Raw genomic sequence first — 26,079 nt, forward strand, 5'->3', positions numbered from 1 at the left:
CCGACGTTTACCCAAGCGTCACCTGTCCTGCCCGGAGTTCTGCCTCTTTCCCCGGGTCCGACCCAACCGCATACCTTCCGCCGCCTCCCATGGAGTGCGGCGGTTTTTTTTGTTCAGCAGGGGGCGGGGTCAGGCGGCCGCCTGTGCCTCGTCCATGGCGGCGAGGGTGGCTTCCCAGGCGAGCAGGATCGAGGGGTGCCGGTTCTTGAAGTCGCGCGCCGGGCGCAGTACCTCGAGGTCCTCGAAGGGCGCGGGCGGGGTCGGCCCGTCCTCGCGCAGCATCTTGATGAGCGCGTCGCGCGCGGCCTCGACGGTGGCGCGGTCCTGCCCGATCACATGCGCGCCCAGGATCGAGGAGGACGCCTGACCCAGGGCGCAGGCCTTCACGTTCTGGGCGAAGTCGGCGACCTTGCCATCCCGCACGACGACCTGCGCGGTGACAGTCGATCCACAGAGGGGCGAGCGCTGCTTGGACATGCCTTCGGGCGCATCGAGGCTGCCCAGATGCGGAATATCGGCGGCCAGCGCCAGAATGCGTTTGGAGTAGAGCTTGATCAGGTCGCTGTCGCTCATCACTTTCCCTCCGGTAGTCTTCCCCCTAGATAGGACGGAAATCTTGCTTTGGGAAGGAAGTGCCATGTCATTCGATGTCACGACTTTGGTCTACGACGACAAGGGGCTTGTCCCCTGCATCGCGCAGGCGGCGGGCACGGGCGAGGTTCTCATGATGGCCTGGATGAATGCCGAAGCGGTGGAGAAGACGCTCGAGACGAGACGTGTGACCTATTGGAGCCGCTCGCGGCAGGCCTTCTGGGTCAAGGGCGAGACATCGGGTCACACGCAGAGGCTGGTGGAGTTGCGGGTGGACTGCGACCGGGATTGCCTGCTGGCAATCGTGGAGCAGGAGGGGCCGGCCTGTCACACCAACCGGCGGTCGTGTTTCTACACGGGCGTGGAGACGGGCGAAGAGGTGGAACTGTCCCGGCCCATGGTCTGAGGTTTCGCGCCGGGCTGCGCCCGCCACGACCCGCTGGGGGAGGCCAGCCTCCCCCAGACCCTCTCCGGGATATTTATGAACCAGAGAAGAGGGGACCCGGCCTAGACTCCGATGAGGCTCCAGATGTCGTCGGGTGTGAGACCTTCTTCGCGGTAACTCGCGATGGCGCGGCTCTTGTCGATCTTGGCAAGGCGTTGGCCCCGGGGATCGCGCACGAGGTCGTGGTGGTGATACATGGGGGTCGGCCACCCCATGACGGCTTGCAGAACGACATGCAGGAACGTCGCGTGCCAGAGGTCGGCACCGCGGATGACATGGGTCACGCCCTGCGCCGCATCGTCATGGGGGCAGGCGAGGTGATAAGCCGGATCACCGGTCTTGCGCCAGAGTACGGGGTCGCCGATGTGGGTGAGAAGGTCGGCGGGGCCGGGCCGGTGGTCGCCCGCGAAGAGCGGGCCGGTTTCGGTGAAGGCGAGCGGTCCGATCCCCGACAGCGCCGCGGCGAGGTCAAGACGCACCGCATCGCGGGGGCCCCGGTCGGACATGGGCCGCGCGCGGCAAGTGCCGGGATAGACGTAGCCGTCCCAGCCGATGGCAGGAGCATGGGCGGCGATGTCTGTCCGTGTGCAGGAACAGGGATAGACGAGGCCTCTTTCGTCCAGCGCCGCCAGCGTGGCGCGGTAGGCGTCGAGGTTGGTGGATTGCCTGAGAACCGGCTCCAGCCAGTCGAACCCGAGCCAATGCAAGTCGTCGCGGATCGCCTGGTCATAGACTGGCCGACAGCGTTCGCTGTCCACGTCCTCGATCCTGAGAAGCACCGTGCCGCCGGCCCCACGGGCCAGTCGCCAGACCTCAAGGGCCGAAAACGCGTGGCCCAGATGCAGGAGGCCGGTGGGGGATGGGGCGAAACGGGTGATCATGCGCAAGCTATGCGAAATCGCTCGCGCAAGGTCCAGACGCCGCGCGGCGGCTCAGGCGTCGGGATCGTAGCGCCGCATCCGACGATCTTCCCGTGACTGGAAGATGATGATCCAGGCAAGGATGATGAACATCGGGTGCGTGAGCCCGCCCGAGAAGATGAGCGCAGGGACCCAGATCAGGAACACGATGATCGCGAGGATCGGGCGCCCCGTGAGGAGGATCGAAACAGGCGGCAGCAGGAGAGCGAGGATGTAATTCATGCGACGACAACGCGCGAGGCTTCAAGCCAGTTCCGCCAGTCCGCCTTGGCCCGGTCCGTATAGGCCTGGTAGCGATCCTTGCGGCCCCGACGACCACCCTTGAGCCCCTCGACGGGCGGGAAGAGACCGAAGTTCACGTTCATGGGCTGGAAGGTCTTGGCATCGGCCCCGCCGGTGATGTGGGTGACGAGCGCCCCCATGGCCGTGGTCTGCGGCGCGGGAGGCAGGCTCTCGCCGGTCAGCTCGGCAACGGCGAAGCGCGCGGCGAGAAGCCCCATCGCCGCGCTTTCGACGTAACCTTCAACCCCGGTGACCTGCCCCGCGAAACGGATGTTGGGCCGCTGGCGCAGGCGCATTTCATTGTCCAGAAGCGTGGGCGAGTTCATGAAGGTATTGCGATGGATGCCACCCAGCCGCGCGAAGCTGGCGTTCTCCAGCCCGGGGATCATCTTGAACACCTCGGTCTGCGCGCCGTATTTCATCTTGGTCTGGAAGCCGACGATGTTGAAGAGCGTGCCGAGCGCATTGTCGCGGCGCAGCTGCACCACGGCATAGGGCTTGTGTTCCGGATCATGGGCATTGGTGAGACCGATGGGTTTCATCGGCCCGAAGCGGAGGGTTTCGCGGCCGCGTTCCGCCATGACCTCGATCGGAAGGCAGCCGTCGAAATATCCCGCCGTCTCGCCCTCATGAAACTCGGTCTTGTCGGCAGCCAGTAGCGCGTCGATGAAGGCCTCGTATTGGTCTTTCGTCATCGGGCAGTTGAGATAGGCTTTCTGCTCTTCTTCCGTCTCGCCCTTGTCATAACGCGACTGCGCCCAGACCACGTCCATGTCGATCGACTCGGCATAGACGATGGGGGCGATGGCATCGAAAAAGGCGAGCCGGTCGGCGCCGGACATCTCCTGGATCGCCTGACCGAGCGCGGGCGAGGTAAGTGGACCCGTAGCGAAGAGCCAGTGGCCCTCAGCGGGCAGCGTCGTCACTTCTTCATCCACGACCGTCACGTTGGGCAGGGCGCGCAGCGTATCGGTCACGGTCTGTGAGAAGGGTTCGCGGTCAACGGCGAGGGCTCCACCGGCGGGCAGGCGGTGCTTGTCCGCCGTGGCCATGATGAGCGAGTTCGCGGCGCGCATTTCCCAATGGAGGAGGCCGACGGCGTTCTGTTCGTCGTCGTCCGAGCGGAAGGAGTTGGAACAGACCATCTCGGCCAGCTTGCCGGTCTGATGCGCGAAGGTTTCGACCTTGGGGCGCATTTCGTGGATCACCACGTCGAGCCCGGCATTCGCGGCCTGCCAGGCGGCCTCGGACCCGGCCATGCCACCGCCGACGATATGTAATGTCTTATCCATAGGCGGGAGATAGGCGGTCGCGGGTCAAAAGGAAAGCGGGGGCGCCAAAGAAAAGGCCCGCTCGGAAGAGCGGGCCAGTTGCACCCTTAGCAAGGCATTCCAGTCAGGCGGAATTGGTCAGATCTCGTCTCATGCGGGTGAGGGGGCGCGGTGTGCCGGGCCGCCCTCGTTGGGTTGAGATTGTTATGGCTGGCAATTCGGGCGGGATTGCGAAACGGGCGCGGTGATTGTTGGGAATGAAAAAGAAATCCCGGCGCGGGGCCGGGATTGTCTGATTTTGCGAAACGATTTCGGAACGTCTATTCTTCCGCGGCTTCCGCCGCTTCCACGACGTCGTCGGCCTCTTCGCTGGCTTCGGCGATCCAGGCCACCGAGACGACGCGTTCGCCCTTGCCGGTGTTGAAGACCTTGACCCCGCCGGCGCCGCGCGAGCGGAAGGAAATGCCATTGACCGGGCAGCGGATCGACTGGCCCTTAGAGGTCGCGAGCATGACCTGATCGTCCATCCCGACCGGGAAGCAGGCGACGAGGTCGCCCCCCGGCATCGCCTTGGTGAAGGCCGTCACGCCCTGACCGCCGCGACCCCGGACCGGGTAGTCGTGCGAAGAGGAAAGCTTGCCCAGACCCCGTTCGGTGATGGTGAGGATCAGTTCCTCGGCGGCCTGCATGGCGTCGAACCGGTCTTGCGTGATCGCGCCTTCGACCTGTTCTTCTTCGTCGTCCGTGCTCTCCGTGTCGTCCACGCCGGCCATCTGGCGGCGCATCTTGAGATAGGCGGTCCGTTCTTCCGAGGTGGCGTCGAAATGGCGGATCACCGACATCGACACGACCTCGTCGTCCTTGCCCAGAAGCCGGATGCCGCGCACGCCGGTCGAGGCACGGGAGTTGAACACGCGCACGTCGGTGACCGGGAAACGGATCGCGCGACCCTTGTTCGTGACGAGCATGACATCGTCGCCCTCGTCACAGATCCGCGCGTTGATGAGACGGGTGTTCTCGTCCTCGCCCTCGAACTTCATTGCGATCTTGCCGTTCGCCTTGACGTTGGTGAAGTCAGACAGGCGGTTGCGGCGAACCGAGCCTTTCGAGGTCGCGAAGACGATCTGGAGATCGTCCCAGTCGAGCTCGTCCCGGTCGATGGGCAGGATCGACGAGATGCCGACACCGGTAGGGATCGGCAGGATATTCACGAGCGGCTTGCCCTTGGCCGTGCGCCCGCCCAGCGGCAGGCGCCAGGTCTTGAGCTTGTAGGCCATGCCGTCCGTCGTGAAGATCAAAAGCTGGGTATGGGTGTTGGCCACGAAGAGCGTGGTCACCACGTCCTCATCCTTGGTCGCCATGCCCGAAAGCCCCTTGCCGCCGCGTTTCTGTTCGCGGAAGTCGATAAGCGGCGTGCGCTTGGCCCAGCCCGACTGGGTGATCGTGACGACCATATCCTCGCGTTCGATCAGGTCCTCGTCGTCCATGTCACCCGACCAGTCGACGATCTCGGTGCGGCGCGGCACGGCGAATTCGTCCTTCACCGCCGTCAGCTCGTCCGAGATGATGCCCATGATCCGTTCGCGCGAGCGCAGGATTTCAAGGTATTCCTTGATCTTGCCCGCCAGTTCGGCCAGCTCGTCAGTCACCTCCTTGACACCGATCTGGGTCAGGCGTTGCAGCCGCAGGTCGAGGATCGCACGGGCCTGCGTTTCCGACAGGTTGTAAGTGCCGTCGTCGTTCATCGTGTGGCTCGGGTCGTCCACGAGCCGGATGTAGTCGGCGATATCCTCGGCAGGCCAGCGCCGATCCATCAGCTTGAACCGCGCTTCGGCGGCATCTGCAGAGGCGCGGATGGTCGCGACCACCTCGTCCACGTTCGACACGGCCACGGCCAGACCGCACAGGATATGCGACCGGTCGCGCGCCTTGCGCAGCTCGAACGCCGTGCGCCGCGCGACGACTTCTTCCCGGAAGGTGATGAAGTGGCGCAGGAAATCCCGAAGCGTCAATTGTTCGGGCCGACCGCCGTTGAGGGCGAGCATGTTGCAGCCGAACGAGGTCTGAAGCTGCGTGAAGCGGTGAAGCTGGTTCAGAACCACCTCGGGTGTAGCGTCACGTTTCAGCTCGATGACGACACGCACGCCCAGGCGGTCGCTTTCATCCGCGATCGAGGAGATGCCTTCGAGTTTCTTGTCGCGCACAAGCTCTGCGATCTTTTCGATCATCAGCGCCTTGTTCACCTGGAACGGCACCTCGTCGACGACGATGGCGTAGCGTTCCTTGCGGATCTCCTCGACCCGGGTCTTGGCCCGCAGGATGACCGAACCACGGCCTTCGAGATAGGCCTTGCGCGCACCGGCGCGGCCAAGGATGACGCCGCCGGTGGGGAAATCGGGGGCCGGGATGATCTCCATCAACCGCTCGTCCGAGATGTCGGGGTTCTCGATCATCGCGAGCGTGGCGTCGACGACTTCGCCCAGGTTGTGCGGCGGGATGTTCGTGGCCATGCCGACCGCGATGCCGCCGGCCCCGTTGACGAGCATGTTGGGAAAACGCGCAGGGAGCACCACGGGCTCGCGTTGCTTGCCGTCGTAGTTGTCCTGAAAATCGACCGTATCCTTGTCGATATCCATGAGAAGCGCCTGCGCGGCCTTCTCCATGCGGACTTCGGTGTAACGGAAGGCGGCCGGTTTGTCGCCGTCCATCGAGCCGAAGTTGCCCTGGCCGTCGAGAAGCGGCAGCGACATCGAAAAGTCCTGCGTCATCCGGGCGAGCGCGTCATAGATCGCGCTGTCGCCATGCGGGTGATACTGGCCCATCGTGTCGGCCACGGGGCGCGAGGATTTGCGGTAGGGCTTGTCGTGGGTGTTGCCCACCTCGTGCATCGCGAACAGGATCCGGCGGTGCACGGGCTTCAGCCCGTCACGCAGGTCCGGAATAGCCCGGCTCACGATCACGCTCATCGCGTAATCGAGATAAGAGGTGCGCATTTCCTCTTCGATGGTGATCGAGGGGCCAGCGAAGGTCGGCCGTTCGGGAGGCATATCGCCCCCGTTTTCAGGGGTATCCGGAGTATCGCTCAAGGTGTCCGCCGTGCGTTGTTATAGGTTCTGATCACGGGTGGCGTCACGCCACATCTTGTCTGGGCACTCTATACCAAACCCAAGCCGTGGGGTGCAATCGGAAGGGCGCAGAAAGGGGCGGAAAAGCGGGTTTATCCTTCACTTTTCCGGGGCCATCCCCCATGTTCCGCAAAACCAGAAAATTCGGGGGTGAGCCATGTCCCAAAAGCGCAGCATTTTCGAAGAGGTGGACCACGATGCCGCCGCGCGGACCCCGCGCGAAACGGGTATGATCGACGCCGGAACGCGGAGTGGCGCGCGGCGCTTTCTGCGCGGCTGGCTCATTGCGCTCTTCGCGCTGATTACGGTGATGATCGTCGTCGGTGGCCTGACGCGGCTCACGGACTCCGGCCTTTCGATCACCGAATGGAACCTCGTGGGCGGCTCGCTTCCCCCGATGAACGCCGAGGACTGGGCGTCGGAATTCGACAAATATCGCGAAAGCCCGCAATACCGGAACATGAACGCGGGCATGGACCTCGCGTCTTTCAAGGCGATCTACTGGTGGGAATGGGGACACCGGCAGCTTGGCCGCTTCATCGGCCTCGTCTGGTTCGCCGGTTTCCTTGGCCTTCTCGCGACCCGTCGGATGCCTAAGGGCTGGACCAGCCGGACCCTGACCGTGGGCGCCCTGATCGGCGTGCAGGGGGCCGTGGGCTGGTGGATGGTGCACTCGGGGCTGCAAGGGGAAATGACCAGTGTGGCCTCCTATCGACTGGCCACGCATCTGGGCCTCGCCTTCGCCATTCTGGGGCTGATCCTGTGGTACATCCTGCTTCTCGGCCGAACCGAGGCGCAGAACATTCAGGCGCGTCGTCTCCGTGAGCGAAGCCTCTTCGGCATGGGCACGGGGCTCATGCACCTCGCGTTCCTCCAGATCTTGCTGGGCGCGCTGGTGGCCGGCATCGATGCGGGGCGGAACTTCGTAGACTGGCCTTATATGGCGGGGCAGGTCTTTCCGCCGGACGCCTTCTCGATCATGCCGGTCTGGCGCAACTTCTTCGAGAACCCCGGACTCGTGCAGTTCTTGCACCGGATCGCCGGCTATCTCCTGTTCCTCTTCGCCATCGGCGTCTTCTTCCGGGGTCGCATGGCCGCTTCCCCTTCGACGCGGCTCGCCTTCACTCTCGCGGCGGCGATGATCGTGGTTCAGATGGTGCTGGGAATCGTGACCGTGCTCAACGCAGCACCACTTCATATCGCGATCACCCATCAGGCCGGTGCCATCCTGACATGGGCGCTCATCATCGTCGCGCGGTTCCGCGCAGGCTATCCCACTGCAACTTCCGTCCGGGGCTAAGACCATGACCGCATACGATGACCTCATGGCGTTCGAGCGCCAGACCCAGGCCCTTGGTCAGGTGGCCGGGCGGCTCGGCTGGGATCAAGAGACCGTCATGCCGCGCGGGGCTGGTCCGCAGCGGGCGGAGGAAACGGAAGCTCTGGAGCATGTCCTTCACGAGCGCCGCACCGACCCGCGCGTGGGCGACTGGCTCGACGACATCGACACGACCGCGCTGGACGCGATCGGGCAGGCCAACCTGCGGCAGATCCGCCGCCGCTACATCCGGACCAAACGCGTTCCGATCAAGCTCGCGGGCGAGATCGCGCGGGTGACCTCCTCGGCGCAGGGCATCTGGGCGGACGCGCGGGCCAATAACGATTTCACCATGTTCAGGCCGATACTCGAGACGGTCGTCGCGTTGAAACAGGCCGAGGCGCAGGCGCTGGCGGACGGGGGCGACCCCTATGACGCGCTACTGGACGACTACGAGCCGGGAGCGACCTCAGCGCAGCTCGAAGCGATGTTCGACGCGCTTCGTCCGCGCCTCGTATCTCTGCGGGACCGGATCATGGGCGCGGCACATCAGCCCGCGCCCCTCGTGGGCACCTTCAGCGAAAACGCCCAGATGAAGCTCACGCGCGAGATCGCCAAGGCCTTCGGTTATGACATGGCCCATGGCCGCATCGACAAAGCGGTGCATCCGTTTTCGTCTGGCTCCGGGCTCGACGTCCGGATCACGACGCGGACCAATGCAGCGGACCCCTTCGGCTCGATCTATTCGACGGTGCATGAGGTCGGCCATGCCTGCTACGAGCAGAACATTGACCGTGAGCATCTTCTCACGCCGCTGGGTGCGGGGGTGTCAATGGGGGTGCACGAGAGTCAAAGCCGCATCTTCGAGAACCAGCTTGGCCGTTCGCGGGCCTTTACCGGCTGGCTCTTCGCGCGGATGGGCGAGACCTTTGGTCCGCTCTCCACGCCCGACGCCGAGGCGTTCTACGGGGCCGTCAACCGGGTCACGCCGGGGTTCATCCGGACCGAGAGCGACGAGGTCCAGTATAATCTCCACGTCCTCCTGCGCTTCGATCTGGAGCGCGACATGATCGCCGGTCGCCTGGCCGTCGCCGACCTCGAGGAGGCCTGGAACACGCGGTTCGAGAAGGATTTCGGCGTCGCGGTGGACCAGCCGTCGCACGGTTGTCTGCAGGACGTCCACTGGTCGGTGGGGCTCTTCGGGTATTTCCCGACCTATTCGCTGGGCAACGTCTATGCCGGCTGCCTGATGAAGGCGCTTCGGGCCGAGGTGCCGGAGGTCGACGATCACCTTGCAGCGGGCGAACCCGGCAAGGTCACGCGATGGCTTGCCGAGAACCTTCAGCGTCACGGCGGTCTTTACGAGCCGCGCGAGGTGATCACGCGGGCCTGTGGCGGCGAGGCGCCGTCCGAGGTGCCGCTTCTTGAGTATCTCGAAGAGAAGTTCGGGGGCATCTACCGGCTGTAGTGCAAGGACCCGCAGGTGCCGGTCCTTGCCACGCGGCAGGGGCCGGGGTCAGACGCCGTTGGCCTTGCGCAGCTGCGCGATGAGTTCGAGCGCGCGCATCTCGGCGCGACGTACACGGACGGCGGTCATATAGGCCTCTTCCAGCGTCTGCGACGAGGTGCCGATGACTTTCTTAACCTCGTCGATCAGATCGACGTTCCCGGTCTCGTCCACCAGTTTCAGAACCTCGATCGCGACCCGGTCGGCGACGTCGTCGATAAGCTGCATCGGGCGGCTCCCTTAGCGCGTATTCTCGGTCAGACGGCGGCGCACATATTCGTCCACGGCGCCGATCATCGTGTCCATATGCGCACCTTCATAGAAGTGCCCGGCACCGTCCACCTCGGTATGGGTGATGGTAATGCCCTTCTGTTCATGAAGCTTGTCGACGAGCGAATGGGTATCGGCCGGCGGCGCGACACGGTCGGCGGTGCCGTTGATGATAAGACCCGAGGACGGGCAGGGGGCGAGGAACGAGAAGTCATACATGTTCGCAGGCGGCGAGACCGAGATGAAACCGGTGATCTCGGGCCGGCGCATGAGAAGCTGCATCCCGATCCAGGCACCGAAGCTGAAACCCGCGACCCAGCAATGTTTGGCGTTCTGGTTCATCGACTGGAGGTAATCGAGCGCGGAGGCGGCATCGGACAGCTCGCCGATCCCCTGGTCGTATTCGCCCTGCGACCGGCCGACGCCCCGGAAGTTGAACCGGAGCACGGTGAAGCCCATCTTGTAGAAGGCGTAATGCAGATTGTAGACGACCTTGTTGTTCATCGTGCCGCCGAACTGCGGATGCGGGTGGAGCACGATGGCTATGGGAGCGTCACGGTCCTTCTGCGGGTGGTAGCGGCCTTCGAGCCGGCCTTCGGGGCCGGGAAAAATCACCTCGGGCATATTGTCTCGGTCTCTCCCTCGGAACCCGGTTTTCTTGACGGCGAAGCCCGGGCTGAATAAAAGCGGTCCGTCCACGGTGCGACATCCAATGTCGTCATGGTGAACGGGTTCCACGTCACCTAAAGCCGCGATGCGGTTTCGTCAATGTTTCGGGGGGATATATGAAGCTGTCGACCAAGGGACGTTACGCGATGGTGGCCCTGAGCGACCTCGCCCTCCAACCGGAGGGCGCGCGGCTCTCGCTCACGGAGCTTTCCGAACGGCAAAAGATATCGTTGCCCTATCTCGAACAGCTCTTCGTCAAGCTGCGCCGGGCCGAGCTTGTCCAGAGCGTGCGGGGGCCGGGCGGCGGCTACATGCTGTCACGACCGGCGAGCGAAATCCGGGTGGCCGATATCCTCGCCGCCGTGGATGAAACTGTGAGCGCGATGCATATGGGCGCCGGCGCCTCCGGCGGGGTCAGCGGCACGAGGGCACAGTCGATGACCAACCGCCTGTGGGAGGGGCTGTCGGCCCATGTCTATGTCTTCCTGCATCAGACCCGGCTTTCGGACGTCGTGAAGAACGAACTCGCGCCCTGTCCCGCCGTGCCGCACCTCTTCGAGGTGGTGGACGAGTAATCCTTCTGGTCCGGGCGGGCGTATCCCCGGAAAGTGAAAGGGGAAGCGTTTGGCGCGGACCTATCTCGATTTCAACGCGACGATGCCGCTCCGGCCCGAAGCGCGCGACGCCATGGTCGCGGCCATGGACCAGTTCGGCAATCCGTCCTCCGTCCACGCCGAGGGGCGCGCGGCCAAGGGGATCATTGAAACCGCACGTCGGCAGGTGGCCGCGCTGGTCGGATGTCAGCCCCGCGAGGTTGTCTTCACCTCCGGCGCGACCGAGGGGGCCTCTGTCCTCGCGCACCTGCGCCCTGCGATGGACGTCCGGGTGGATGCCACCGCCCATGATGCGCTCTGGGCCCATGCGACCTCGGACGCTTCGCCGCAGCCCTCGGGCGACCGTCCGCAGGCCTTCGCGCTTGGACTTGGCAACAGCGAGACCGGTGTTCTCGCTGGCATGCCGGACAAGGTCGACGGCACGTGGCGGATCGAGGGGGGCGAGGCGGATCTGCTCCTCCTCGACGTGACGCAGGCGGTCGGGCGCGTGCCCTTCGCCTTTTCCTGGAGCGGCGCGGACCTTGCCGTGCTCTCGGCCCACAAGATCGGCGGGCCGAAGGGCGTCGGTGCGCTCATCGTGCGTCAGGGCCTTGATATCGAGGCGCTCGCCGTCGGCGGCGGGCAGGAAATGGGGCGGCGTTCAGGCACCGAAAACGTGATGGGGATCGCGGGATTCGGCGCGGCTGCCGAGGCGGCGATGCGCGACCTGGACGTTGGTCTATGGGACAAGATCCGCGAATTTAGAACTTTTCTAGAAAAAGCCCTTTCCGAATCCGCAAAAGAAACTATTTTTGTCGGGAAAGACGCGAACAGGCTCCCCAATACGTCCTGCTTCATAACGCCGGGCTGGAAAGGGGAGACACAGGTGATGGTGATGGATCTGGCCGGGTTCGCGGTCTCCGCGGGCTCCGCTTGTTCATCGGGCAAGGTCCGTGCAAGCCGGGTCTTGCAGGCGATGGGTTATGACGAGGGGCTCGCGGCGAATGCGCTGCGGGTGTCCTTGGGTCCCACCACCACGAAGGACGAGGTCGAACGCTTCTGCGAAGCATGGCTTCGTGAACACGAGAAATTCCGCGCCCGGTCCATGTGATCGGCGGCGGCGAAACAGGAAGGCACACATGGCCCAGGATCATGACGTTGTCGTCAAGACCAGTGATCACGACGTAGTCGTCAAGGAGGGTGTCGAACAGGACACTGTCGATGCCGTCAAGTCGTTGGGCGACAAGTACAAATACGGTTGGGAAACCGATATCGAAATGGAATATGCCCCGAAGGGGCTGACCGAGGATATCGTTCGCCTGATCAGCCAGAAGAACGAAGAGCCGGAGTGGATGACCGACTGGCGGCTGTCGGCTTACCGGCGTTGGTTGCTGATGGAAGAACCCGACTGGGCGATGGTCGACTACCCCGAGATCGACTTCCAGAACCAGTATTATTACGCCCGCCCGAAAAGCATGACGGAAAAGCCCAAGTCGCTGGACGAGGTCGACCCCAAACTGCTGGCGACCTATGAAAAGCTCGGCATTCCGCTGAAGGAACAGATGATCCTCGCGGGCGTCGAGGGGGCCGAGGAGGTTCCCGCCGACGGCGCGAATTCCGAACGTAAGGTCGCGGTGGACGCGGTCTTCGATTCTGTTTCGGTGGGCACGACCTTCAAGAAAGAGCTCGAGAAGGCCGGGGTCATCTTCTGCTCGATTTCCGAGGCGATCCGCGAGCATCCCGAACTTGTGAAGAAGTATCTGGGCAGCGTCGTGCCGCCCACCGACAACTTCTATGCCACGCTCAATTCGGCGGTCTTCTCGGATGGCTCCTTCGTCTACATCCCGCCGGGCACCCGTTGCCCGATGGAGCTGTCGACCTATTTCCGGATCAACGCCGAGAACACCGGCCAGTTCGAGCGCACTCTGATCATCGCGGACCGCGAAAGCTATGTGAGTTACCTTGAGGGCTGCACCGCGCCCCAGCGCGACACCGCGCAGCTTCACGCCGCCGTGGTCGAGATCGTCATCCTCGAGGATGCCGAGGTGAAATATTCCACCGTTCAGAACTGGTATCCCGGAGACGAGCAAGGCAAGGGCGGTATCTACAACTTCGTGACCAAGCGCGCCGATTGCCGGGGCGACCGGGCCAAGGTGATGTGGACGCAGGTGGAAACCGGCTCGGCCGTCACGTGGAAATACCCCTCCTGCATCCTGCGCGGTGACGATAGCCAAGGTGAGTTCTACTCGATCGCCATCACCAACAACAAGCAGCAGGCCGATACCGGCACCAAGATGGTGCATCTGGGCAAGAACACAAAGTCCCGGATCGTGTCCAAGGGCATTTCTGCGGGCAAGTCGAACAACACCTATCGGGGCCTCGTCTCGATGCACCCGAAGGCGACCAATTCCCGCAACTACACCCAGTGCGACAGCCTGCTCATCGGGGACAAGTGCGGGGCGCACACGGTGCCTTACATCGAGGTCAAGAACCCGTCCTCGCGGGTCGAACACGAGGCGACGACCTCCAAGGTCGATGACGACCAGATGTTCTACTGCCGCCAGCGCGGCATGGACGAGGAGGAAGCCGTCGCGCTCATCGTGAACGGCTTCGCCAAGGAGGTGCTTCAGGCGCTCCCCATGGAATTCGCGATGGAGGCCCAACAGCTCGTCGCGATTTCGCTCGAAGGTTCGGTGGGCTAGGGCAGATGGCCAAGGACGCGGCAAAGCTCGGGCCGGATGCGGCGCGCACGGAGTTTCTCCTGCGTGTTCTCGACCCTGCGCGGCGTCTGGTCATTGCCGACGTTGGGGCGCGGAAGATTTCCACGCCGCCGCCCTATGACGAATTGCGCGCCAAGAACGGCTGCGAGGTCGTGGGTTTCGAGCCGAACGAGGCCGCCTTTGCCGTGCTCCATGCCGAGAAGTCGCCGAACTCGACTTTCTACAACGTGGCCGTGGGCGAGCCGGGGCCGGCGACCTTCTACAATCACCCGATAGGGTCGATTTCCTCGCTGTTTCCGATTTCGGAAAAGGCCGCGGTCTTCATGGCCAAGTTCCACTGGATCAACCGGCCGGAACTCGAGAAGATCCCGCTGACGCTCACCGCGCTGGACGACGTGGAGGGGCTCGACCACCTCGACGTGCTCAAGATCGACATTCAAGGTGGCGAATTGGGCGCGATCAGATCGGGGAAGAAGCTCCTCTCCGAGGCGGTCGCGATCATCACCGAAGTCGCCTTCCACCCGGTCTACGAAGGCGCACCGCAATGGCGCGACGTGGATGCGCTGCTCGTGGACATGGGCTTTGTGCTCCACAAGATCACCACGACCCATCACGCCATGGTCCGCAACTCGCAGCGCAAGAGCTTTGCCCACAAGGCCCACCAGAGCCAGCTCATCGACGGAGACGCCGTTTATGTGCGTTCCGCCAATGCCTTGGGCGAGCTAAGCGATTTGCAACTCAAACATCTGGCGCTCGCCGCCGACACGATGTTCCAGAGCTTCGACCTGGTCATCGCCTGTCTCGATGAACTTGTCACGCGGGGGGCCATTCCCGACGGCGTCCCGCACCGCTATTTCAAGAAACTGCCCGACGCGCTCAAGGCTGAGGCCTGAGTGCGCAAGGAGAAAAAGATGCTGAAAATCAAAAACCTGCACGTGAAACTTGAGGAAGAGGACAAGCAGATCCTCAAGGGCGTTGATCTCGAAGTGCCCGCCGGCAAGGTCCATGCGATCATGGGGCCGAACGGGTCGGGCAAGTCGACGCTGTCCTATGTGCTATCGGGCCGCAATGGTTATGAAGTCACCGAGGGGACGGCGACGCTCGACGGGCAGGACCTGTTGTCGCTCGAAGCCGAGGAGCGCGCTGCTGCCGGTCTGTTCCTCGCTTTCCAATACCCGGTGGAGATCCCCGGCGTCGGTAACATGACCTTCCTGCGCACTGCTGTGAACGCCCAACGCAAGGCGCGCGGGCAGGAGGAGATGTCGGCTGCCGATTTCCTCAAGTTCATCCGTGCCAAGGCCAAAGAGCTCAAGATCGACGCCGAAATGCTGAAACGTCCTGTGAACGTGGGGTTCTCGGGTGGTGAAAAGAAGCGCAACGAGATTCTTCAGATGGCGATGCTGGAGCCGAAAATGTGCATCCTCGACGAGACCGACTCCGGGCTCGACGTCGACGCAATGAAACTGGTGTCGGACGGTGTGAACGCGTTGCGCGATGAAAACCGGGCTTTCCTCGTCATCACGCACTACCAGCGTCTCCTTGATCATATCCAACCGGACGTCGTGCACATCATGGCCAATGGCCGGATCATCAAGTCGGGTGGCCCGGACCTCGCCCTCGAAGTGGAACGGAACGGTTACGCCGATCTTCTCGCGGAGACGGCGTGATGGCGGGTGTCGCAAAAGGAACGGCCAAGCAGACGGCGCTCGCGAAGAAGCAGGAGGTTCTGTCTCAAAGGCTCGCCGCGCTGACGATGCCGGAAGGCGGCGTCTGGGCGACCGAGGCGCGCAAATCCGCGCTCGCGCGTCTGAACGGGATGGGGCTTCCGGCCCCGCGTGACGAATACTGGCGCTTCACACGCCCACATGGGCTCAACGCCCCAGAAGCAGAACGCGCGGCAATCTTCCATGCGGATGAGCCGCCGTTGTTCGGCGCCTTTGACAGCCTGCGCATCGTCTTTGTCGACGGCGTCTTCTCGGCCGAAGACTCGAGCGACCTGACCGGCGAGGGCGTCGTGATCGAGCGTCTGTTGGACGCGGCGCGCAAGGACATCCATTGGGTCAAGGACCTGTATGGCGTGCTCGAGGCCCGGGGCCAGACCCCCGTCGAACGGCCCCATGCGGCGCTCAACACCGCCTTTGCCACTGATGGGGTGGTGGTGCGGGTGACAGGCAAGGCGACCAAACCCATCCATCTGACCTATCGGCACGAGACCGAAACCTCGGACGCTTACCTCCACAACGTGGTGAAGCTGGAACCCGGGGCCGAAATGACGTTGCTTGAGAACGGCCCCGCCGCCGCGCGGTTCAACAAGGTGCTCGAGGTCGAGGTCGGAGACGGTGCCCGGTTCCACCACATCCGGGCACAGGGCCGGGATCACGAACGTCAGGCCTTCACGGCCATGTTCGCCCGCCTGGGCACCGAAAGCCTGTTCAAGTCCTTCACGCTCACCGCCAATGGCAAGCTCACACGCAACGAATGCGTGATCGAGATGACCGGCGACGACGCTTCCGCCCATGTGGCAGGGGCGGCGCTGGGACATGGTGACTTCCACCACGACGACACCGTCTTCATCACCCATGACGCCGAGCGCTGCGAGAGCCGTCAGGTCTTCAAGAAGGTGCTGCGCAAGGGGGCCGTGGGCACGTTCCAAGGCAAGATCCTCGTCAAGCGTGGGGCCCAGAAGACCGACGGTTACCAGAAGTCGCAGTCGCTTCTTCTGGACGATACCGCCAACTTCCTGGTGAAACCCGAGCTCGAAATCTATGCCGACGACGTGGCGTGTTCGCATGGCTCGACCTCCGGCGCGATCGACGAGGACATGCTGTTTTACCTGCGCGCGCGGGGGATCGACCGCGACACCGCGATGGACCTTCTGGTCCTCGCCTTCGTGGCAGAGGCGATCGAGGAGATCGAGGACGAAGGTCTTGCCGCCGAGATGACCGGACGGCTGGAAGGCTGGCTGATGCGGCGGCGCGGTGCTTGATGTCGGCCGCGCGTGACATCATCGGCGCCTACCGCGCGCCGCGCCGCGTCTTCGCGCGACGGCTCGCCGCCACGGGCACCGAGGCGCAGGCGCTCGTCATTCTTATGACCGCCTGTCTCCTGGTTTTCGTGTCGCAGGCGCCGGTGCTCCAGCGGCAGGCCATCGCCACCGGCGAAGACCTCAACCCTCTGCTCGGCGGGGCGCTTTTCGCCTGGCTCTTCATCATGCCGCTGGCGGCCTATGCCATTTCGTGGATCAGCCATCTGATCGCGCGGGCCATGGGCGGGCAGGGATCGCCGCTCGCCTCCCGGCTGGCGCTCTTCTGGGCGCTACTCGTCGCGGCGCCGCTTTGGATGCTGAACGGTCTCGTGCTCGGGTTCCTGGGCGAGAGCGCCGAGGCCAACATCGTCGGGGCCATCGCGCTCGGAGCCTTCGTGATCCATTGGGCGGTGAACCTCGTCACGGCGCAAAGCCCAAGGGAGCTCGCCGCGTGAGGTACGAGCCGGGGTATCTGATCGGCATGGTGCTCCAGTCGGTCCCGGAGCCGCGCAAGGTGGCGCGCGATCTTTTTGATGAAGGCTATCCGCGCAACACGCTCTGGGCGCTTCTGGCGCTCATTCTTGTTCTGGGCGCAATGCTCGGCGTCATATCGGGGATGATCTTCCCGGTTGCGCCCGAGCTGCAGGGCACAATCATCGCAAATCCGATGATGGTCGCCATCGCGGAGGCCTCGATCGCGGTCCTGACCACGTTCTTCATCTACTGGGTCAGCCGCGCGGCCGGCGGGCAGGGACGGTTCGAAGACGGGCTGATCACCGTGATCTGGGTGAACTTCGTCCTGCTCATCGTGCAGACCGGCGTTCTGCTTTTCACCCTCGTCGCCCCCGGGCTTGCGGTGCTCCTGTGGATCGGGGGCAGTTTCGCCGGGGTCTGGATCATGTCGCACTTCATTGCCGAGGCCCATGGCTTCGCCTCTGCGGGCAAGGTCTTTCTCGGCATCATCATGACGGGACTGGTCGCGGCGCTGGTGCTGTCGATCATCCTGACACTCCTCGGCGTTATGGCCGGGGCCGATTTGACGGAACTCTCCAATGTATGACGTCGCGAAAATTCGCAGCGACTTCCCGATCCTCGCGCGGGAAGTCAACGGACAGCCGCTCACCTACCTCGACAACGGGGCCTCGGCCCAGAAGCCGCAGGTGGTGATCGACGCGATCACGCGCGGCTATGCCGAGGAATATGCGAACGTCCATCGGGGGCTGCATTACCTGTCCAACCTCTCGACCGAGCGATACGAGGCGACGCGCGGCGTCGTCGCGCGGTTCCTGAATGCGGCGAGCGAAGACGAAATCGTGATGAACACCGGCACCACGCAGGGGATCAACATGGTCTCCTATGCCTGGGCCGCGCCACGTATGGGCGAAGGCGACGAAATCGTCCTTACGGTGGCCGAGCATCACGCGAACATCGTGCCCTGGCATTTCCTGCGGGAACGCCAAGGGGTCAAGCTCGTCTGGGTCGAACCCGACGCCGACGGGTCGATCCCGGCGGAGAAGGTGCTTGCGGCCGTGACCGAGCGCACGAAGCTCATCGCCGTGACGCAGGTCTCGAACGTGCTGGGCACCGTGGTCGACGTGAAGGCGATCTGCTCGGGATCGGGCGACGTGCCGGTGCTGGTCGATGGTTCGCAGGGCGCGGTTCATATGCCGGTCGACGTGCAGGACATCGGCTGCGATTTCTACGTGATCACCGGGCACAAGCTCTACGGTCCTTCGGGATCGGGCGCGATCTTCGTCAAGTCCGAGCGGCTTGCCGAAATGATCCCCTTCCTTGGCGGGGGCGACATGATACGCGAGGTGACCCGGGAGACCGTGACCTATGCCGACCCGCCGATGAAGTTCGAGGCAGGCACGCCCGGCATCGTGCAGACCATCGGTCTCGGGGTGGCGCTGGAATATCTCATGGACATCGGTATGGCGAACATCGCCGCGCATGAACAAGGGCTCGCGGCCTATGCGACCGAACGTCTGTCGGGGCTCAACTGGCTTCACCTGCAAGGCACGGCCCCCGACAAGGCCGCGATCTTTTCCCTGACCATCGACGGCGGCGCCCATGCGCATGACCTGTCGACGGTGCTCGACAAGAAGGGCATCGCGATCCGCGCGGGCCATCACTGCGCCCAACCGCTCATGGACTGGCTCGACCTGCCGGCGACGGCGCGCGCCAGCTTCGGGATGTATAACACACAGGAGGAAGTCGACCGGCTGGTCGATGGCCTCGAGCTGTGTCACAGGCTCTTCGGCTGACCTGATTTCGACTTCCGCTGGCGCGAAAGCCGACCCGCTGGGAGGGCTTTGCCCTCCCAGACCCTCCCAAGGTATTTGTGAAGCAGTGAAGGAACGCCGTTCGCCTTAGGCGTCGGGCTTGATCAGGCCAAGACCACGCAGATAGACGCCGATCCCGGTTTCGAGCAGATCCTCGGGCGGGAAGGGTGATTTGGTCCCCGGCGAGCCACGCGCGAAAAGCTCGACCACTCCATGCGACATGGCCCAGATATGGGCCGAAACCATCCGCGCAGGCGGGCGTTTGTCGTCGGGCAATTCTGCCATCAGGGCCGAGGCGGCCCGTTCCAATGTGCCGAAGGCGCGGTTCGCGACATGGGCGAGGTCGGGGTTCCGGTTCACCGAGACGCCGCTTTCGAACATCGAAATGTAATGCCCCGGAAACTTCCGCGCGAAAGCGAGGTAGGCGCGTCCCGTCGCCTCGAACGAGGCGAGCGGAGACGGCTGACCCTTCTCGAAGGCATGTTCCATGAGGTCGGCGAAGATCTCGTAGCCCTGGCGGGCGGCTTCGGCGATGAGGTCCTCGCGCCCCGCGAAATGGCGGTAGACGGCGGCCGGGGTGACCCCGGCCTGTTTCGCGGCCTCCGAAAGGGTGAAGCCGGTCGGACCCTTTTCTTCGATCAGGTCCAGCGCGGCTTCGACCAGCGCCTGACGCAGGTTGCCGTGATGATAGCCGCGCTTCTTCGTGGTCATTTGGGGCGTTCGTCCCACAGGCCGGGACCGCCTGCGATGGCGCTGTCAGGTGAACAGGCGATTTCCGGGATCTTGCCGGCGTAGTCGAGCCCGCACAAGACCGCGCGGATCGAGGCGATCCGGGCACGCCGTTTGTCGTCGGACTGGATCACGGTCCAGGGCGCATAGGAGAAATGGGATTTGTCGAGCGTTTCGGCGATGGCATCGGTGTATGCGTCCCACAGGGAGAGGCCCTTCACGTCAATCGACGAGAGCTTCCACTGCTTGAGCGGGTCCTGCTCGCGCGACAGGAAGCGGCGCAATTGCTCGGCGCGTCCCACGTTGAGCCAGATCTTCACGAGGTGTATGCCGTCGTCCACGAGCATGCGTTCGAAGTCTGGCAGTTGCCGGAAGAAGGCCGCGCGCTGGTCATCGGTGCAGAAGCCGAAGACCTTTTCGACCACGCCGCGGTTGTACCAGGAGCGGTCGAATAGCACCATTTCACCCTTGGTCGGAAGCTCGTCCACGTAGCGCTGGAAATACCATTCCCCGGCCTCCCGGTCCGAGGGCTTCGGCAGTGCCACGACGCGTGCCACTCGGGGATTGAGGTTTTCGCGCATCCGCTTGATCGAGCCACCCTTGCCGGCGGCGTCGCGCCCCTCGAACACGACGACGATGCGCTTGCCCGTAGCCTGCACATCGGCCTGAAGCCGGACGAGTTGCCGTTGCAAGGCCTCGAAGCTGACTTCGTAGTCGTCCTTGTCCAGCCAGCTGTCGTAGGGATAACCTGGGTCGATGATCTCTTTCTTCTCGCCCTCGCGGATCGCCTCGCGCACCTCTTCGGGTGCCTCTTCGGCGAAATAGCGGCTTATCGCGCCGTCGAAGGGAAGGTCGGTGGTCGTCGCTTTGCCGTCTGCCATGGATCGTTCCTGCCGTGCTCCTGCCAGTATGGCTACTTTGCACCGGCGCGCAACGCCGCGCGGTCGATGGCGGCGATGACCTCGTCCATGGCGACATGCTGCGGCATATGCCCGACGCCGGGCAGCACGGTAAGGTTCGCGCCCGGCACCTCTTGCGAGAGCGGGATCGAATGGATGGACAGACCCACCGTGGTATCGGCGTCGCCGTGAATGATCTCGAGCGGCACGTCGACCTGCGGATAAAGGGCCATCTGTGCTGGTAGCTGGTCGAGCAACGCATGTCGTTGCTGTGCGTTCGCGACGAATTGTTCCGGAAGGAGGATGATACCCGCGCCGATATGGTCGGCATATCCCGGCACCGGGTCATTGGGCGCGAAGACACTCTCGATCTGGGCCTCGAGGTAATCCTCCGGGAGCCATGCGGCGATGAGATGGGCCAGAACCGGTCCCACGACAGGCTGCGCGAGGATCCGGTAAAGGAGCGCGCGCCCTGTGTCCCAGGTGTGGGTGGCGCCCGAGATATCGACGGCGGCCGCCATGTAATCGGAGTGGCGCACGGCCCAGTTCATGAGGACCGCGCCGCCGAAGCTCTGACCCGCGACGACCGGGCTCTCCACCCCGACGGCGCGTGATGCCGCCACCAACAGGTCGGTCTGGTCATCGAGCGTGACCCCCGATGAAGCGAGCGGGGGCGTGTATCCAAGCCCGGGTCGGTCGAAGATGGTGACGCGATAACGGTCGGCCAGCACCGGCGCGATGTCGAAGGTCCAGTCGCGTGTCGAGCCCGAGGCCCCGTGGATCAGGACAAGGTCGGGACCTTCGCCTATCTGCACCACATGCACCGGATGCCCGTCCACTTGGACGAACCGCCCCTCCGGTGGATGTGTGCGGTAGGCGGCAAGGCGATGGTTCTCGACCCGGATCATGGTCCAGACCGCGAAAAGCGCGAGGATCAGGGCGAGACTAACGACCAATTTCATCGAGATCGTAGGGCGTCGTCTGGTAGATTTCGTTGATCCAGTTGCCGTAGAGCAGATGGGCGTGGCTGCGCCAGCGGTTCTTCGGCGGCTGCGATGGATCATTGGACGGATAGTAGTTCACCGGCACTTCGATCGGGGTGCCGGCAGCGACATCGCGGTCGTACTCCTGCTTCAACGTGTCCGAGTCGTATTCGAAGTGGTTGAAGATATAGAGCGCACGGTGGGCCGGGTCCTCGACAAGGCAGGGGCCTGTTTCCGGCGATCCCAGTAGGGTTGTCAGGCCATCGGCCGCGTCGATGTCGTCCTGTTTCATTTCTGTCCACCGGCTGACCGGGATCATGCAAACGTCCGAGAAGCCACGCAGATAGGGCGAGGAAGGTTTCAGGTTCTCCTGCGGGAAAAGCCCGAAGCTCTTAACCGGCAGGATATGTTTCGGCACCCGATGGAAGTGATAGATCATCGCCATGCCGCCCCAACAGACGCCGAAGGTCGAATGGACGTTGGTCTGGGTCCAGTCCAGAACCTCCTTCATTTCGTCCCAATAGGTGACGGCCTCGAAGTCGAGATGCTCGATGGGCGCGCCGGTGATGATGAGCCCGTCGAACTTCTGGTCCCGCACCTCCTGGAAGGTCCGGTAGAAGGTTCCCATGTGCTCCTCGGGCGTGTTCTTCGAGAAGTGCTCGGTCATCTTGATGAGCGTCAGTTCGATCTGGAGCGGTCCTGCACCGATCAGCCGCGCGAATTGCGTCTCGGTCTGGATCTTCTTCGGCATGAGGTTCAGCAGGCCGATCTTCAGCGCACGGATGTCCTGCCGCGCCGCCTGGTTTTCCGGCATGACCATCACGCCCTCGTCACGCAGGACGTCGGTCGCGGGCAGGTCGGCTGGGATCTTGATGGGCATGGTCGGCTCCGGATGGGGCCCCGGACGGGGCTTTTGGAGATAGGGTGTTCCTCAGCGCGCCTCAAGGGCCGCGCAGATCATGACGTTGAAGTCCTCGAGCGTGCGGATACGGGCCACGTCATCGGCGGAGACGGTGATGCCCCAGTGTTCGGCCATGGCTGCGTAGCGCGGCTGGCGATGGGCGAGCGCTGCGGCATAGGTCCAGCGGATGAAGTCGTCCGGGTCGACCGCCTCCTCCGCGACGCGCTTTTCGTCCAGATAGGCGCCCCAGCTGTCCTCGAGGAAGCTCTCCATGTAGCACATGGGCTTGGGCGCACGGTCGAAGCGGCGCACGAGTTCCTCGGTATGGGCGGCGTCGCCCTTGATCCAGACCATGAGCGTTCTCGACGCAAGCTCGGTCAGCACCGGGTCGTTCGCATCCTCGGGCTCCACCCATTCGCAGATCGACCCGCCGGTATCGCAGACGAAATGCGGATAGCCGTAAAGCGCCTGTGCCCGGTCGATGAAATGCCCGGTGTCCATGAGCGCCGCGATTTCGGCGCGTTTGAACTGTTCGAGCCGCCGCTTGTATTCGGCGTAAGGCAACCCGCCCTTGGCCGGATCGCCGGGCTTGCCCAGATAGGTCGAGACGGGCTTGAGGTTGTCGAAGGTGATATTGGACGCGATATAGACGCTGTCGGTCAGCAAGAGTTCCCGTAGGAACGGGTTCTTCATGGCTTCGCGCTTGAAATTGTCGGCGATGTATTCGCCCATGTAGCGCGTCCCGATCCGGTAATCGACCGAGTAGTGGAACCAGTCGCCCGACCGCCGCAGAAGGTTTGACACATGGGTCTTTCCAAGGCCCGACATCCCGAAGAACAGCACACGCTTGTTCTCCGCCCCGAGCCAGTCTTTCGCGGTCTTGTAGATCATCGCTTACCCCGTTGAACCCGCGCCCGTCCTAACCGCTCCCGGCGGGACCGGCAAGTTGCCTAGGCGCCGCGTGCCTCCCGGGCGCTGGCGCGCAGGTTGATCCAGTTCGCAAGCAGGATCAGGGCTGCCCCGGCAATGAGCGCTACACCGACCGTTTCGCCGTAGAAGTAGAAGCCGAGGACCGCGATCAGGGGCAGCCGTGCGAAGTCGATGGGCATCACCACGGTCGCCGGGGCCAGCTTGAGCGCCGAGGTCAGGCAGAAATGCGCGAAGAGCCCGGCAAGCCCGATCAGCACGAGCCACGGCCCGGTCACGGACGTCGGCAGTTGGATGTCGCCGTCGAACCCGGCAAGGACCAGCCCGAAGACCGCCTGCATGACCGTGAGGTAGAAGAGGATCGCGACCATGGTCTCCGTCCGGGTCAGGAGCCGGGTGAACACGGCGGATCCCGCGAAACCGATGGCGGCACAGGCGGCGGCTATGGTGCCTGCCGATAGCGTGGCCGAGAAGGGCTGGGTCAGCACAAGGATGCCGCAGAACCCGATCCCGGCCGCCATGGCACGGACCGGGGTCACCCTCTCGCCCAAGATCAGCGGGGAGAGGAGCAGCGCCCAGAGCGGGGCTGTGAACTCGAGCGAAAAGACCTGCGCGAGAGGGATCACGCCCACCGCGAAGAACCACAGGTTCTGTCCCGTGAAATGCGACACGTTACGCAGGAAATGAAGACCGATCCGGTTGAAAGTGACCTCGTGCCAGCGCCGGCCGAACGTGGCGACCGCGACGATGATCACGACGCCCACGCAGGAGCGAAAGAACATCACTTCGAAGGTGTCGTGGGTGCCGGAAACCGTCCGCCCCGCAATCGCCATGAGCGAAAAGCTCAGGATCGCGCCGACCATCCAGAGCGCCGCCACGAGGGCGTGATTGTCGCGTTTCGCGGGTTCTACGGGAAGGGTATCGACCATGCGTCTGGATAGACCGGGCACGACGGCCCTTCAAGCCGGATCAGCACAGCCGAACGGGCCGTGTCATTCCCACTCGATCGTGCCCGGCGGCTTCGACGTGATGTCATATGTGACGCGGTTGATCCCCTTGACCTCGTTGATGATCCGGGTCGCGGTTTCGCCCAGGAAATCGTGGCTGAACGGGTAGTAGTCCGCCGTCATGCCGTCCACGCTCGTCACGGCCCGCAGCGCGCAGGCATAATCATAGGTGCGCCCGTCGCCCATCACGCCCACGGTCCGCACCGGAAGGATCGCGACGAAGGCCTGCCAGATCTCGTCGTAAAGCCCATGCTTGCGGATCTGGTCGATATAGACCGCGTCCGCTTCCCGCAGGATGTCGAGCTTTTCCCGAGTGATCTCGCCCGGGCAACGGATTGCGAGGCCCGGACCGGGGAAGGGATGGCGCCCGATGAAACTTGCCGGAAGGCCCAGCTCGTGCCCCAGAGCGCGCACCTCGTCCTTGAAGAGTTCGCGCAGCGGCTCGACCAGTTTGAGGCCCATCTTCTCCGGTAGCCCGCCCACGTTGTGGTGCGACTTGATCGTCACGCTCGGGCCGCCCGAGAAGCTCACGCTTTCGATCACGTCCGGGTAGAGCGTGCCCTGCGCCAGGAACTCGGCGCCCTCGATCTCGCTCGCATATTTCTGGAACACGTCGATGAAGAGGCGACCGATGGTTTTGCGCTTGGTCTCGGGGTCCGAGACGCCCTCGAGCTCGCCAAGGAACAGGTCGGCTTCATCCGCGTGTATGAGCTTCATGTTGTAATGATCACGGAACATCGTGACCACTTCCTCGGCCTCTTTCTTGCGCAGGAGCCCATGGTCGACGAAGACGCAGGTCAGCTGGTCGCCGATGGCCTCGTGCAGGAGGACCGCCGTCACGGAGGAATCCACGCCCCCCGACAGCCCGCAGATCACATGGCTGTCGCCGACCTGCTCGCGGATCACGCGGATCGCTTCTTCGCGATAGGCCCCCATGGTCCAGTCGCCGTCAAAGCCCGCAAGCCGCACGAAGTTTTCGTAAAGCGTCTTGCCGTTGGGGGTGTGGTGCACTTCCGGGTGGAACTGCACGGCGAAGAAATTGCGGCTGAGATCGGCGGTGATGGCAAAGGGCGCGTTGGGCGAGGTGCCATAAACCTCGAACCCCGGCGCGATGCGCGACACGTGGTCGCCGTGGCTCATCCAGACCTGTTCGCGCCCCGAGCCATCCATGAACCAGCCATTGAGTATGTCGAGCCGGGTTTCGGACGGGGTCACATAGGCGCGCCCGAACTCGGCGGTGCCGTGGCCGCGTTCGACCTTGCCGCCCAGCATCTCCATCATGACCTGCTGGCCGTAGCAGATGCCGAGGATCGGCACGCCCAGATCAAAAACGCCCGCGGGCGGGCGCGGCGAGCCTTCGTCGATCACGCTCGCGGGTCCGCCGGAGAAGATCACCGCCTTTGGCGCGAAGTCGGTCAGGAAATCCTCGGTCACGTTCTGGAACGGGTGGATTTCGCAATAGACGTTCAGCTCCCGCAGGCGCCGCGCGATAAGCTGCGTGACCTGGCTGCCGAAGTCGATGATGAGAAGGCGGTCGTGGGAGGTCTGTGTCATGAGCGGTGATTAGGCTGCAGGCGCAGGGCTGACAAGGGGCCAAGAGGCGGGGGACGGC

At 63.8% G+C, this 26,079-nt stretch carries 26 protein-coding genes; 12 read left to right on the plus strand and 14 right to left on the minus strand.

Features of this window, described 5'->3' with window-relative positions; translation table 11 throughout:
- Nucleotides 1-129 precede the first annotated feature (129 nt).
- Entirely contained in the window at nt 130-573 is a 444-nt protein-coding gene (locus KJP29_RS12515) for an iron-sulfur cluster assembly scaffold protein (protein ID WP_218463874.1), read from the minus strand.
- Between the two features lie 64 nt (nt 574-637).
- Between KJP29_RS12515 and hisI the strand changes: the two genes are divergently transcribed.
- Nucleotides 638-997, plus strand: a complete 360-nt coding sequence (hisI, locus tag KJP29_RS12520; RefSeq protein WP_218463875.1) for a phosphoribosyl-AMP cyclohydrolase — start codon at nt 638-640, stop codon at nt 995-997.
- Between the two features lie 101 nt (nt 998-1,098).
- Here the strand turns inward: hisI and gluQRS are convergent, their stop codons facing one another.
- The 4 genes from gluQRS to gyrA form a co-directional block, all read right to left on the minus strand.
- A complete protein-coding gene (gluQRS, locus tag KJP29_RS12525; RefSeq protein ID WP_218463876.1) occupies nt 1,099-1,917 on the minus strand; it encodes a tRNA glutamyl-Q(34) synthetase GluQRS in 819 nt (272 codons plus the stop codon).
- 51 nt (nt 1,918-1,968) lie between these two features.
- Nucleotides 1,969-2,178, minus strand: a complete 210-nt coding sequence (locus KJP29_RS12530; protein WP_218463877.1) for a hypothetical protein — start codon at nt 2,176-2,178, stop codon at nt 1,969-1,971.
- Complete coding sequence (gene trmFO, locus KJP29_RS12535; protein WP_218463878.1) at nt 2,175-3,530, minus strand: methylenetetrahydrofolate--tRNA-(uracil(54)-C(5))-methyltransferase (FADH(2)-oxidizing) TrmFO; 1,356 nt, start codon at nt 3,528-3,530, stop codon at nt 2,175-2,177. Before trmFO ends, KJP29_RS12530 begins: the two co-directional genes overlap by 4 nt.
- A 299-nt stretch (nt 3,531-3,829) precedes the next feature.
- Entirely contained in the window at nt 3,830-6,595 is a 2,766-nt protein-coding gene (gene gyrA, locus KJP29_RS12540) for a DNA gyrase subunit A (RefSeq protein WP_218463879.1), read from the minus strand.
- Nucleotides 6,596-6,791: 196 nt separating this feature from the next.
- On the opposite strand from gyrA, the gene ctaA reads away from it, so the two are divergent.
- The gene (gene ctaA, locus KJP29_RS12545; RefSeq protein ID WP_218463880.1) at nt 6,792-7,934 is read left to right on the plus strand and encodes a heme A synthase; all 1,143 of its coding nucleotides are present in this window, start codon (nt 6,792-6,794) and stop codon (nt 7,932-7,934) included.
- A gap of 4 nt (nt 7,935-7,938) precedes the next feature.
- A complete protein-coding gene (locus KJP29_RS12550; protein WP_218463881.1) occupies nt 7,939-9,420 on the plus strand; it encodes a carboxypeptidase M32 in 1,482 nt (493 codons plus the stop codon).
- A 48-nt stretch (nt 9,421-9,468) separates the two neighbouring features.
- Here KJP29_RS12550 and KJP29_RS12555 read toward each other — a convergent pair whose 3' ends face one another.
- Both KJP29_RS12555 and KJP29_RS12560 read right to left on the minus strand, forming a co-directional pair.
- A complete protein-coding gene (locus KJP29_RS12555) occupies nt 9,469-9,687 on the minus strand; it encodes a hypothetical protein (RefSeq protein WP_218463882.1) in 219 nt (72 codons plus the stop codon).
- Between the two features lie 12 nt (nt 9,688-9,699).
- Nucleotides 9,700-10,353, minus strand: a complete 654-nt coding sequence (locus tag KJP29_RS12560; protein ID WP_218463883.1) for an alpha/beta hydrolase — start codon at nt 10,351-10,353, stop codon at nt 9,700-9,702.
- A 161-nt stretch (nt 10,354-10,514) separates the two neighbouring features.
- Here KJP29_RS12560 and KJP29_RS12565 point away from each other — a divergent pair, with 161 nt between their 5' ends.
- From KJP29_RS12565 to KJP29_RS12605, 9 genes are read left to right on the plus strand one after another with little or no spacing between them, the layout of a single operon-like run.
- Nucleotides 10,515-10,973: an Rrf2 family transcriptional regulator gene (locus KJP29_RS12565; RefSeq protein WP_218463884.1), complete on the plus strand. Its 459-nt coding sequence runs from the start codon at nt 10,515-10,517 to the stop codon at nt 10,971-10,973.
- A gap of 49 nt (nt 10,974-11,022) precedes the next feature.
- Nucleotides 11,023-12,102, plus strand: a complete 1,080-nt coding sequence (locus KJP29_RS12570) for a cysteine desulfurase family protein (protein ID WP_218463885.1) — start codon at nt 11,023-11,025, stop codon at nt 12,100-12,102.
- A 28-nt stretch (nt 12,103-12,130) separates the two neighbouring features.
- Entirely contained in the window at nt 12,131-13,693 is a 1,563-nt protein-coding gene (gene sufB / locus KJP29_RS12575; protein ID WP_218463886.1) for a Fe-S cluster assembly protein SufB, read from the plus strand.
- Nucleotides 13,694-13,698: 5 nt separating this feature from the next.
- Nucleotides 13,699-14,604, plus strand: a complete 906-nt coding sequence (locus tag KJP29_RS12580) for an FkbM family methyltransferase (protein ID WP_218463887.1) — start codon at nt 13,699-13,701, stop codon at nt 14,602-14,604.
- Nucleotides 14,605-14,622: 18 nt separating this feature from the next.
- Nucleotides 14,623-15,378: a Fe-S cluster assembly ATPase SufC gene (gene sufC, locus KJP29_RS12585; RefSeq protein WP_218463888.1), complete on the plus strand. Its 756-nt coding sequence runs from the start codon at nt 14,623-14,625 to the stop codon at nt 15,376-15,378.
- Complete coding sequence (sufD, locus tag KJP29_RS12590; RefSeq protein WP_218463889.1) at nt 15,378-16,697, plus strand: Fe-S cluster assembly protein SufD; 1,320 nt, start codon at nt 15,378-15,380, stop codon at nt 16,695-16,697. The genes sufC and sufD overlap by 1 nt, the downstream gene beginning before the upstream one ends.
- Nucleotides 16,697-17,191, plus strand: coding sequence for a YIP1 family protein (locus tag KJP29_RS12595; protein WP_218463890.1), 495 nt, complete (start codon nt 16,697-16,699; stop codon nt 17,189-17,191). The genes sufD and KJP29_RS12595 overlap by 1 nt, the downstream gene beginning before the upstream one ends.
- On the plus strand, nt 17,188-17,796 hold the full coding sequence (locus tag KJP29_RS12600) for a Yip1 family protein (protein ID WP_218463891.1): 609 nt from the start codon (nt 17,188-17,190) through the stop codon (nt 17,794-17,796). Before KJP29_RS12595 ends, KJP29_RS12600 begins: the two co-directional genes overlap by 4 nt.
- Nucleotides 17,789-19,003: a cysteine desulfurase gene (locus tag KJP29_RS12605; protein ID WP_218463892.1), complete on the plus strand. Its 1,215-nt coding sequence runs from the start codon at nt 17,789-17,791 to the stop codon at nt 19,001-19,003. The genes KJP29_RS12600 and KJP29_RS12605 overlap by 8 nt, the downstream gene beginning before the upstream one ends.
- Nucleotides 19,004-19,108: 105 nt before the next feature.
- On the opposite strand, the gene KJP29_RS12610 is transcribed toward KJP29_RS12605, so the two are convergent.
- From KJP29_RS12610 to guaA, 7 genes are all read right to left on the minus strand, one after another.
- Nucleotides 19,109-19,732: a TetR/AcrR family transcriptional regulator gene (locus KJP29_RS12610; protein ID WP_218463893.1), complete on the minus strand. Its 624-nt coding sequence runs from the start codon at nt 19,730-19,732 to the stop codon at nt 19,109-19,111.
- A complete protein-coding gene (ppk2, locus tag KJP29_RS12615) occupies nt 19,729-20,631 on the minus strand; it encodes a polyphosphate kinase 2 (protein WP_218463894.1) in 903 nt (300 codons plus the stop codon). Before ppk2 ends, KJP29_RS12610 begins: the two co-directional genes overlap by 4 nt.
- 32 nt (nt 20,632-20,663) lie before the next feature.
- On the minus strand, nt 20,664-21,611 hold the full coding sequence (locus tag KJP29_RS12620; RefSeq protein ID WP_218463895.1) for an alpha/beta fold hydrolase: 948 nt from the start codon (nt 21,609-21,611) through the stop codon (nt 20,664-20,666).
- Nucleotides 21,595-22,512: a homoserine O-succinyltransferase gene (gene metA / locus KJP29_RS12625; protein WP_218463896.1), complete on the minus strand. Its 918-nt coding sequence runs from the start codon at nt 22,510-22,512 to the stop codon at nt 21,595-21,597. Before metA ends, KJP29_RS12620 begins: the two co-directional genes overlap by 17 nt.
- Nucleotides 22,513-22,563: 51 nt before the next feature.
- Nucleotides 22,564-23,424, minus strand: coding sequence for an ATPase (locus KJP29_RS12630; RefSeq protein WP_218463897.1), 861 nt, complete (start codon nt 23,422-23,424; stop codon nt 22,564-22,566).
- A 59-nt stretch (nt 23,425-23,483) separates the two neighbouring features.
- The gene (locus KJP29_RS12635; protein ID WP_218463898.1) at nt 23,484-24,389 is read right to left on the minus strand and encodes a DMT family transporter; all 906 of its coding nucleotides are present in this window, start codon (nt 24,387-24,389) and stop codon (nt 23,484-23,486) included.
- A 63-nt stretch (nt 24,390-24,452) separates the two neighbouring features.
- Nucleotides 24,453-26,021 carry a glutamine-hydrolyzing GMP synthase gene (gene guaA, locus KJP29_RS12640; RefSeq protein ID WP_218463899.1) on the minus strand — a complete coding sequence of 523 codons (1,569 nt, stop codon included), beginning with the start codon at nt 26,019-26,021 and terminating at the stop codon, nt 24,453-24,455.
- Between the last annotated feature and the right edge of the window lie 58 nt (nt 26,022-26,079).

Source organism: Maritimibacter sp. DP1N21-5 (genome assembly GCF_019218295.1).
GTDB lineage: Bacteria > Pseudomonadota > Alphaproteobacteria > Rhodobacterales > Rhodobacteraceae > Maritimibacter.

Excerpts from the sequence above, each read along its gene's own strand:
- KJP29_RS12610 (WP_218463893.1), bottom strand. The coding sequence starts at position 19,732 with ATGACCACGAAGAAGCGCGGCTATCATCACGGCAACCTGCGTCAGGCG.
- KJP29_RS12530 (WP_218463877.1), bottom strand. The coding sequence starts at position 2,178 with ATGAATTACATCCTCGCTCTCCTGCTGCCGCCTGTTTCGATCCTCCTC.
- guaA (WP_218463899.1), bottom strand. The coding sequence starts at position 26,021 with ATGACACAGACCTCCCACGACCGCCTTCTCATCATCGACTTCGGCAGC.
- KJP29_RS12620 (WP_218463895.1), bottom strand. The coding sequence starts at position 21,611 with ATGAAATTGGTCGTTAGTCTCGCCCTGATCCTCGCGCTTTTCGCGGTC.
- KJP29_RS12630 (WP_218463897.1), bottom strand. The coding sequence starts at position 23,424 with ATGATCTACAAGACCGCGAAAGACTGGCTCGGGGCGGAGAACAAGCGT.
- KJP29_RS12565 (WP_218463884.1), top strand. The coding sequence starts at position 10,515 with ATGAAGCTGTCGACCAAGGGACGTTACGCGATGGTGGCCCTGAGCGAC.
- KJP29_RS12560 (WP_218463883.1), bottom strand. The coding sequence starts at position 10,353 with ATGCCCGAGGTGATTTTTCCCGGCCCCGAAGGCCGGCTCGAAGGCCGC.
- KJP29_RS12515 (WP_218463874.1), bottom strand. The coding sequence starts at position 573 with ATGAGCGACAGCGACCTGATCAAGCTCTACTCCAAACGCATTCTGGCG.
- KJP29_RS12580 (WP_218463887.1), top strand. The coding sequence starts at position 13,699 with ATGGCCAAGGACGCGGCAAAGCTCGGGCCGGATGCGGCGCGCACGGAG.
- metA (WP_218463896.1), bottom strand. The coding sequence starts at position 22,512 with ATGCCCATCAAGATCCCAGCCGACCTGCCCGCGACCGACGTCCTGCGT.
- KJP29_RS12605 (WP_218463892.1), top strand. The coding sequence starts at position 17,789 with ATGTATGACGTCGCGAAAATTCGCAGCGACTTCCCGATCCTCGCGCGG.
- gluQRS (WP_218463876.1), bottom strand. The coding sequence starts at position 1,917 with ATGATCACCCGTTTCGCCCCATCCCCCACCGGCCTCCTGCATCTGGGC.
- KJP29_RS12550 (WP_218463881.1), top strand. The coding sequence starts at position 7,939 with ATGACCGCATACGATGACCTCATGGCGTTCGAGCGCCAGACCCAGGCC.
- trmFO (WP_218463878.1), bottom strand. The coding sequence starts at position 3,530 with ATGGATAAGACATTACATATCGTCGGCGGTGGCATGGCCGGGTCCGAG.
- sufB (WP_218463886.1), top strand. The coding sequence starts at position 12,131 with ATGGCCCAGGATCATGACGTTGTCGTCAAGACCAGTGATCACGACGTA.
- KJP29_RS12595 (WP_218463890.1), top strand. The coding sequence starts at position 16,697 with ATGTCGGCCGCGCGTGACATCATCGGCGCCTACCGCGCGCCGCGCCGC.
- KJP29_RS12555 (WP_218463882.1), bottom strand. The coding sequence starts at position 9,687 with ATGCAGCTTATCGACGACGTCGCCGACCGGGTCGCGATCGAGGTTCTG.
- hisI (WP_218463875.1), top strand. The coding sequence starts at position 638 with ATGTCATTCGATGTCACGACTTTGGTCTACGACGACAAGGGGCTTGTC.
- sufC (WP_218463888.1), top strand. The coding sequence starts at position 14,623 with ATGCTGAAAATCAAAAACCTGCACGTGAAACTTGAGGAAGAGGACAAG.
- KJP29_RS12635 (WP_218463898.1), bottom strand. The coding sequence starts at position 24,389 with ATGGTCGATACCCTTCCCGTAGAACCCGCGAAACGCGACAATCACGCC.
- ctaA (WP_218463880.1), top strand. The coding sequence starts at position 6,792 with ATGTCCCAAAAGCGCAGCATTTTCGAAGAGGTGGACCACGATGCCGCC.
- sufD (WP_218463889.1), top strand. The coding sequence starts at position 15,378 with ATGGCGGGTGTCGCAAAAGGAACGGCCAAGCAGACGGCGCTCGCGAAG.
- ppk2 (WP_218463894.1), bottom strand. The coding sequence starts at position 20,631 with ATGGCAGACGGCAAAGCGACGACCACCGACCTTCCCTTCGACGGCGCG.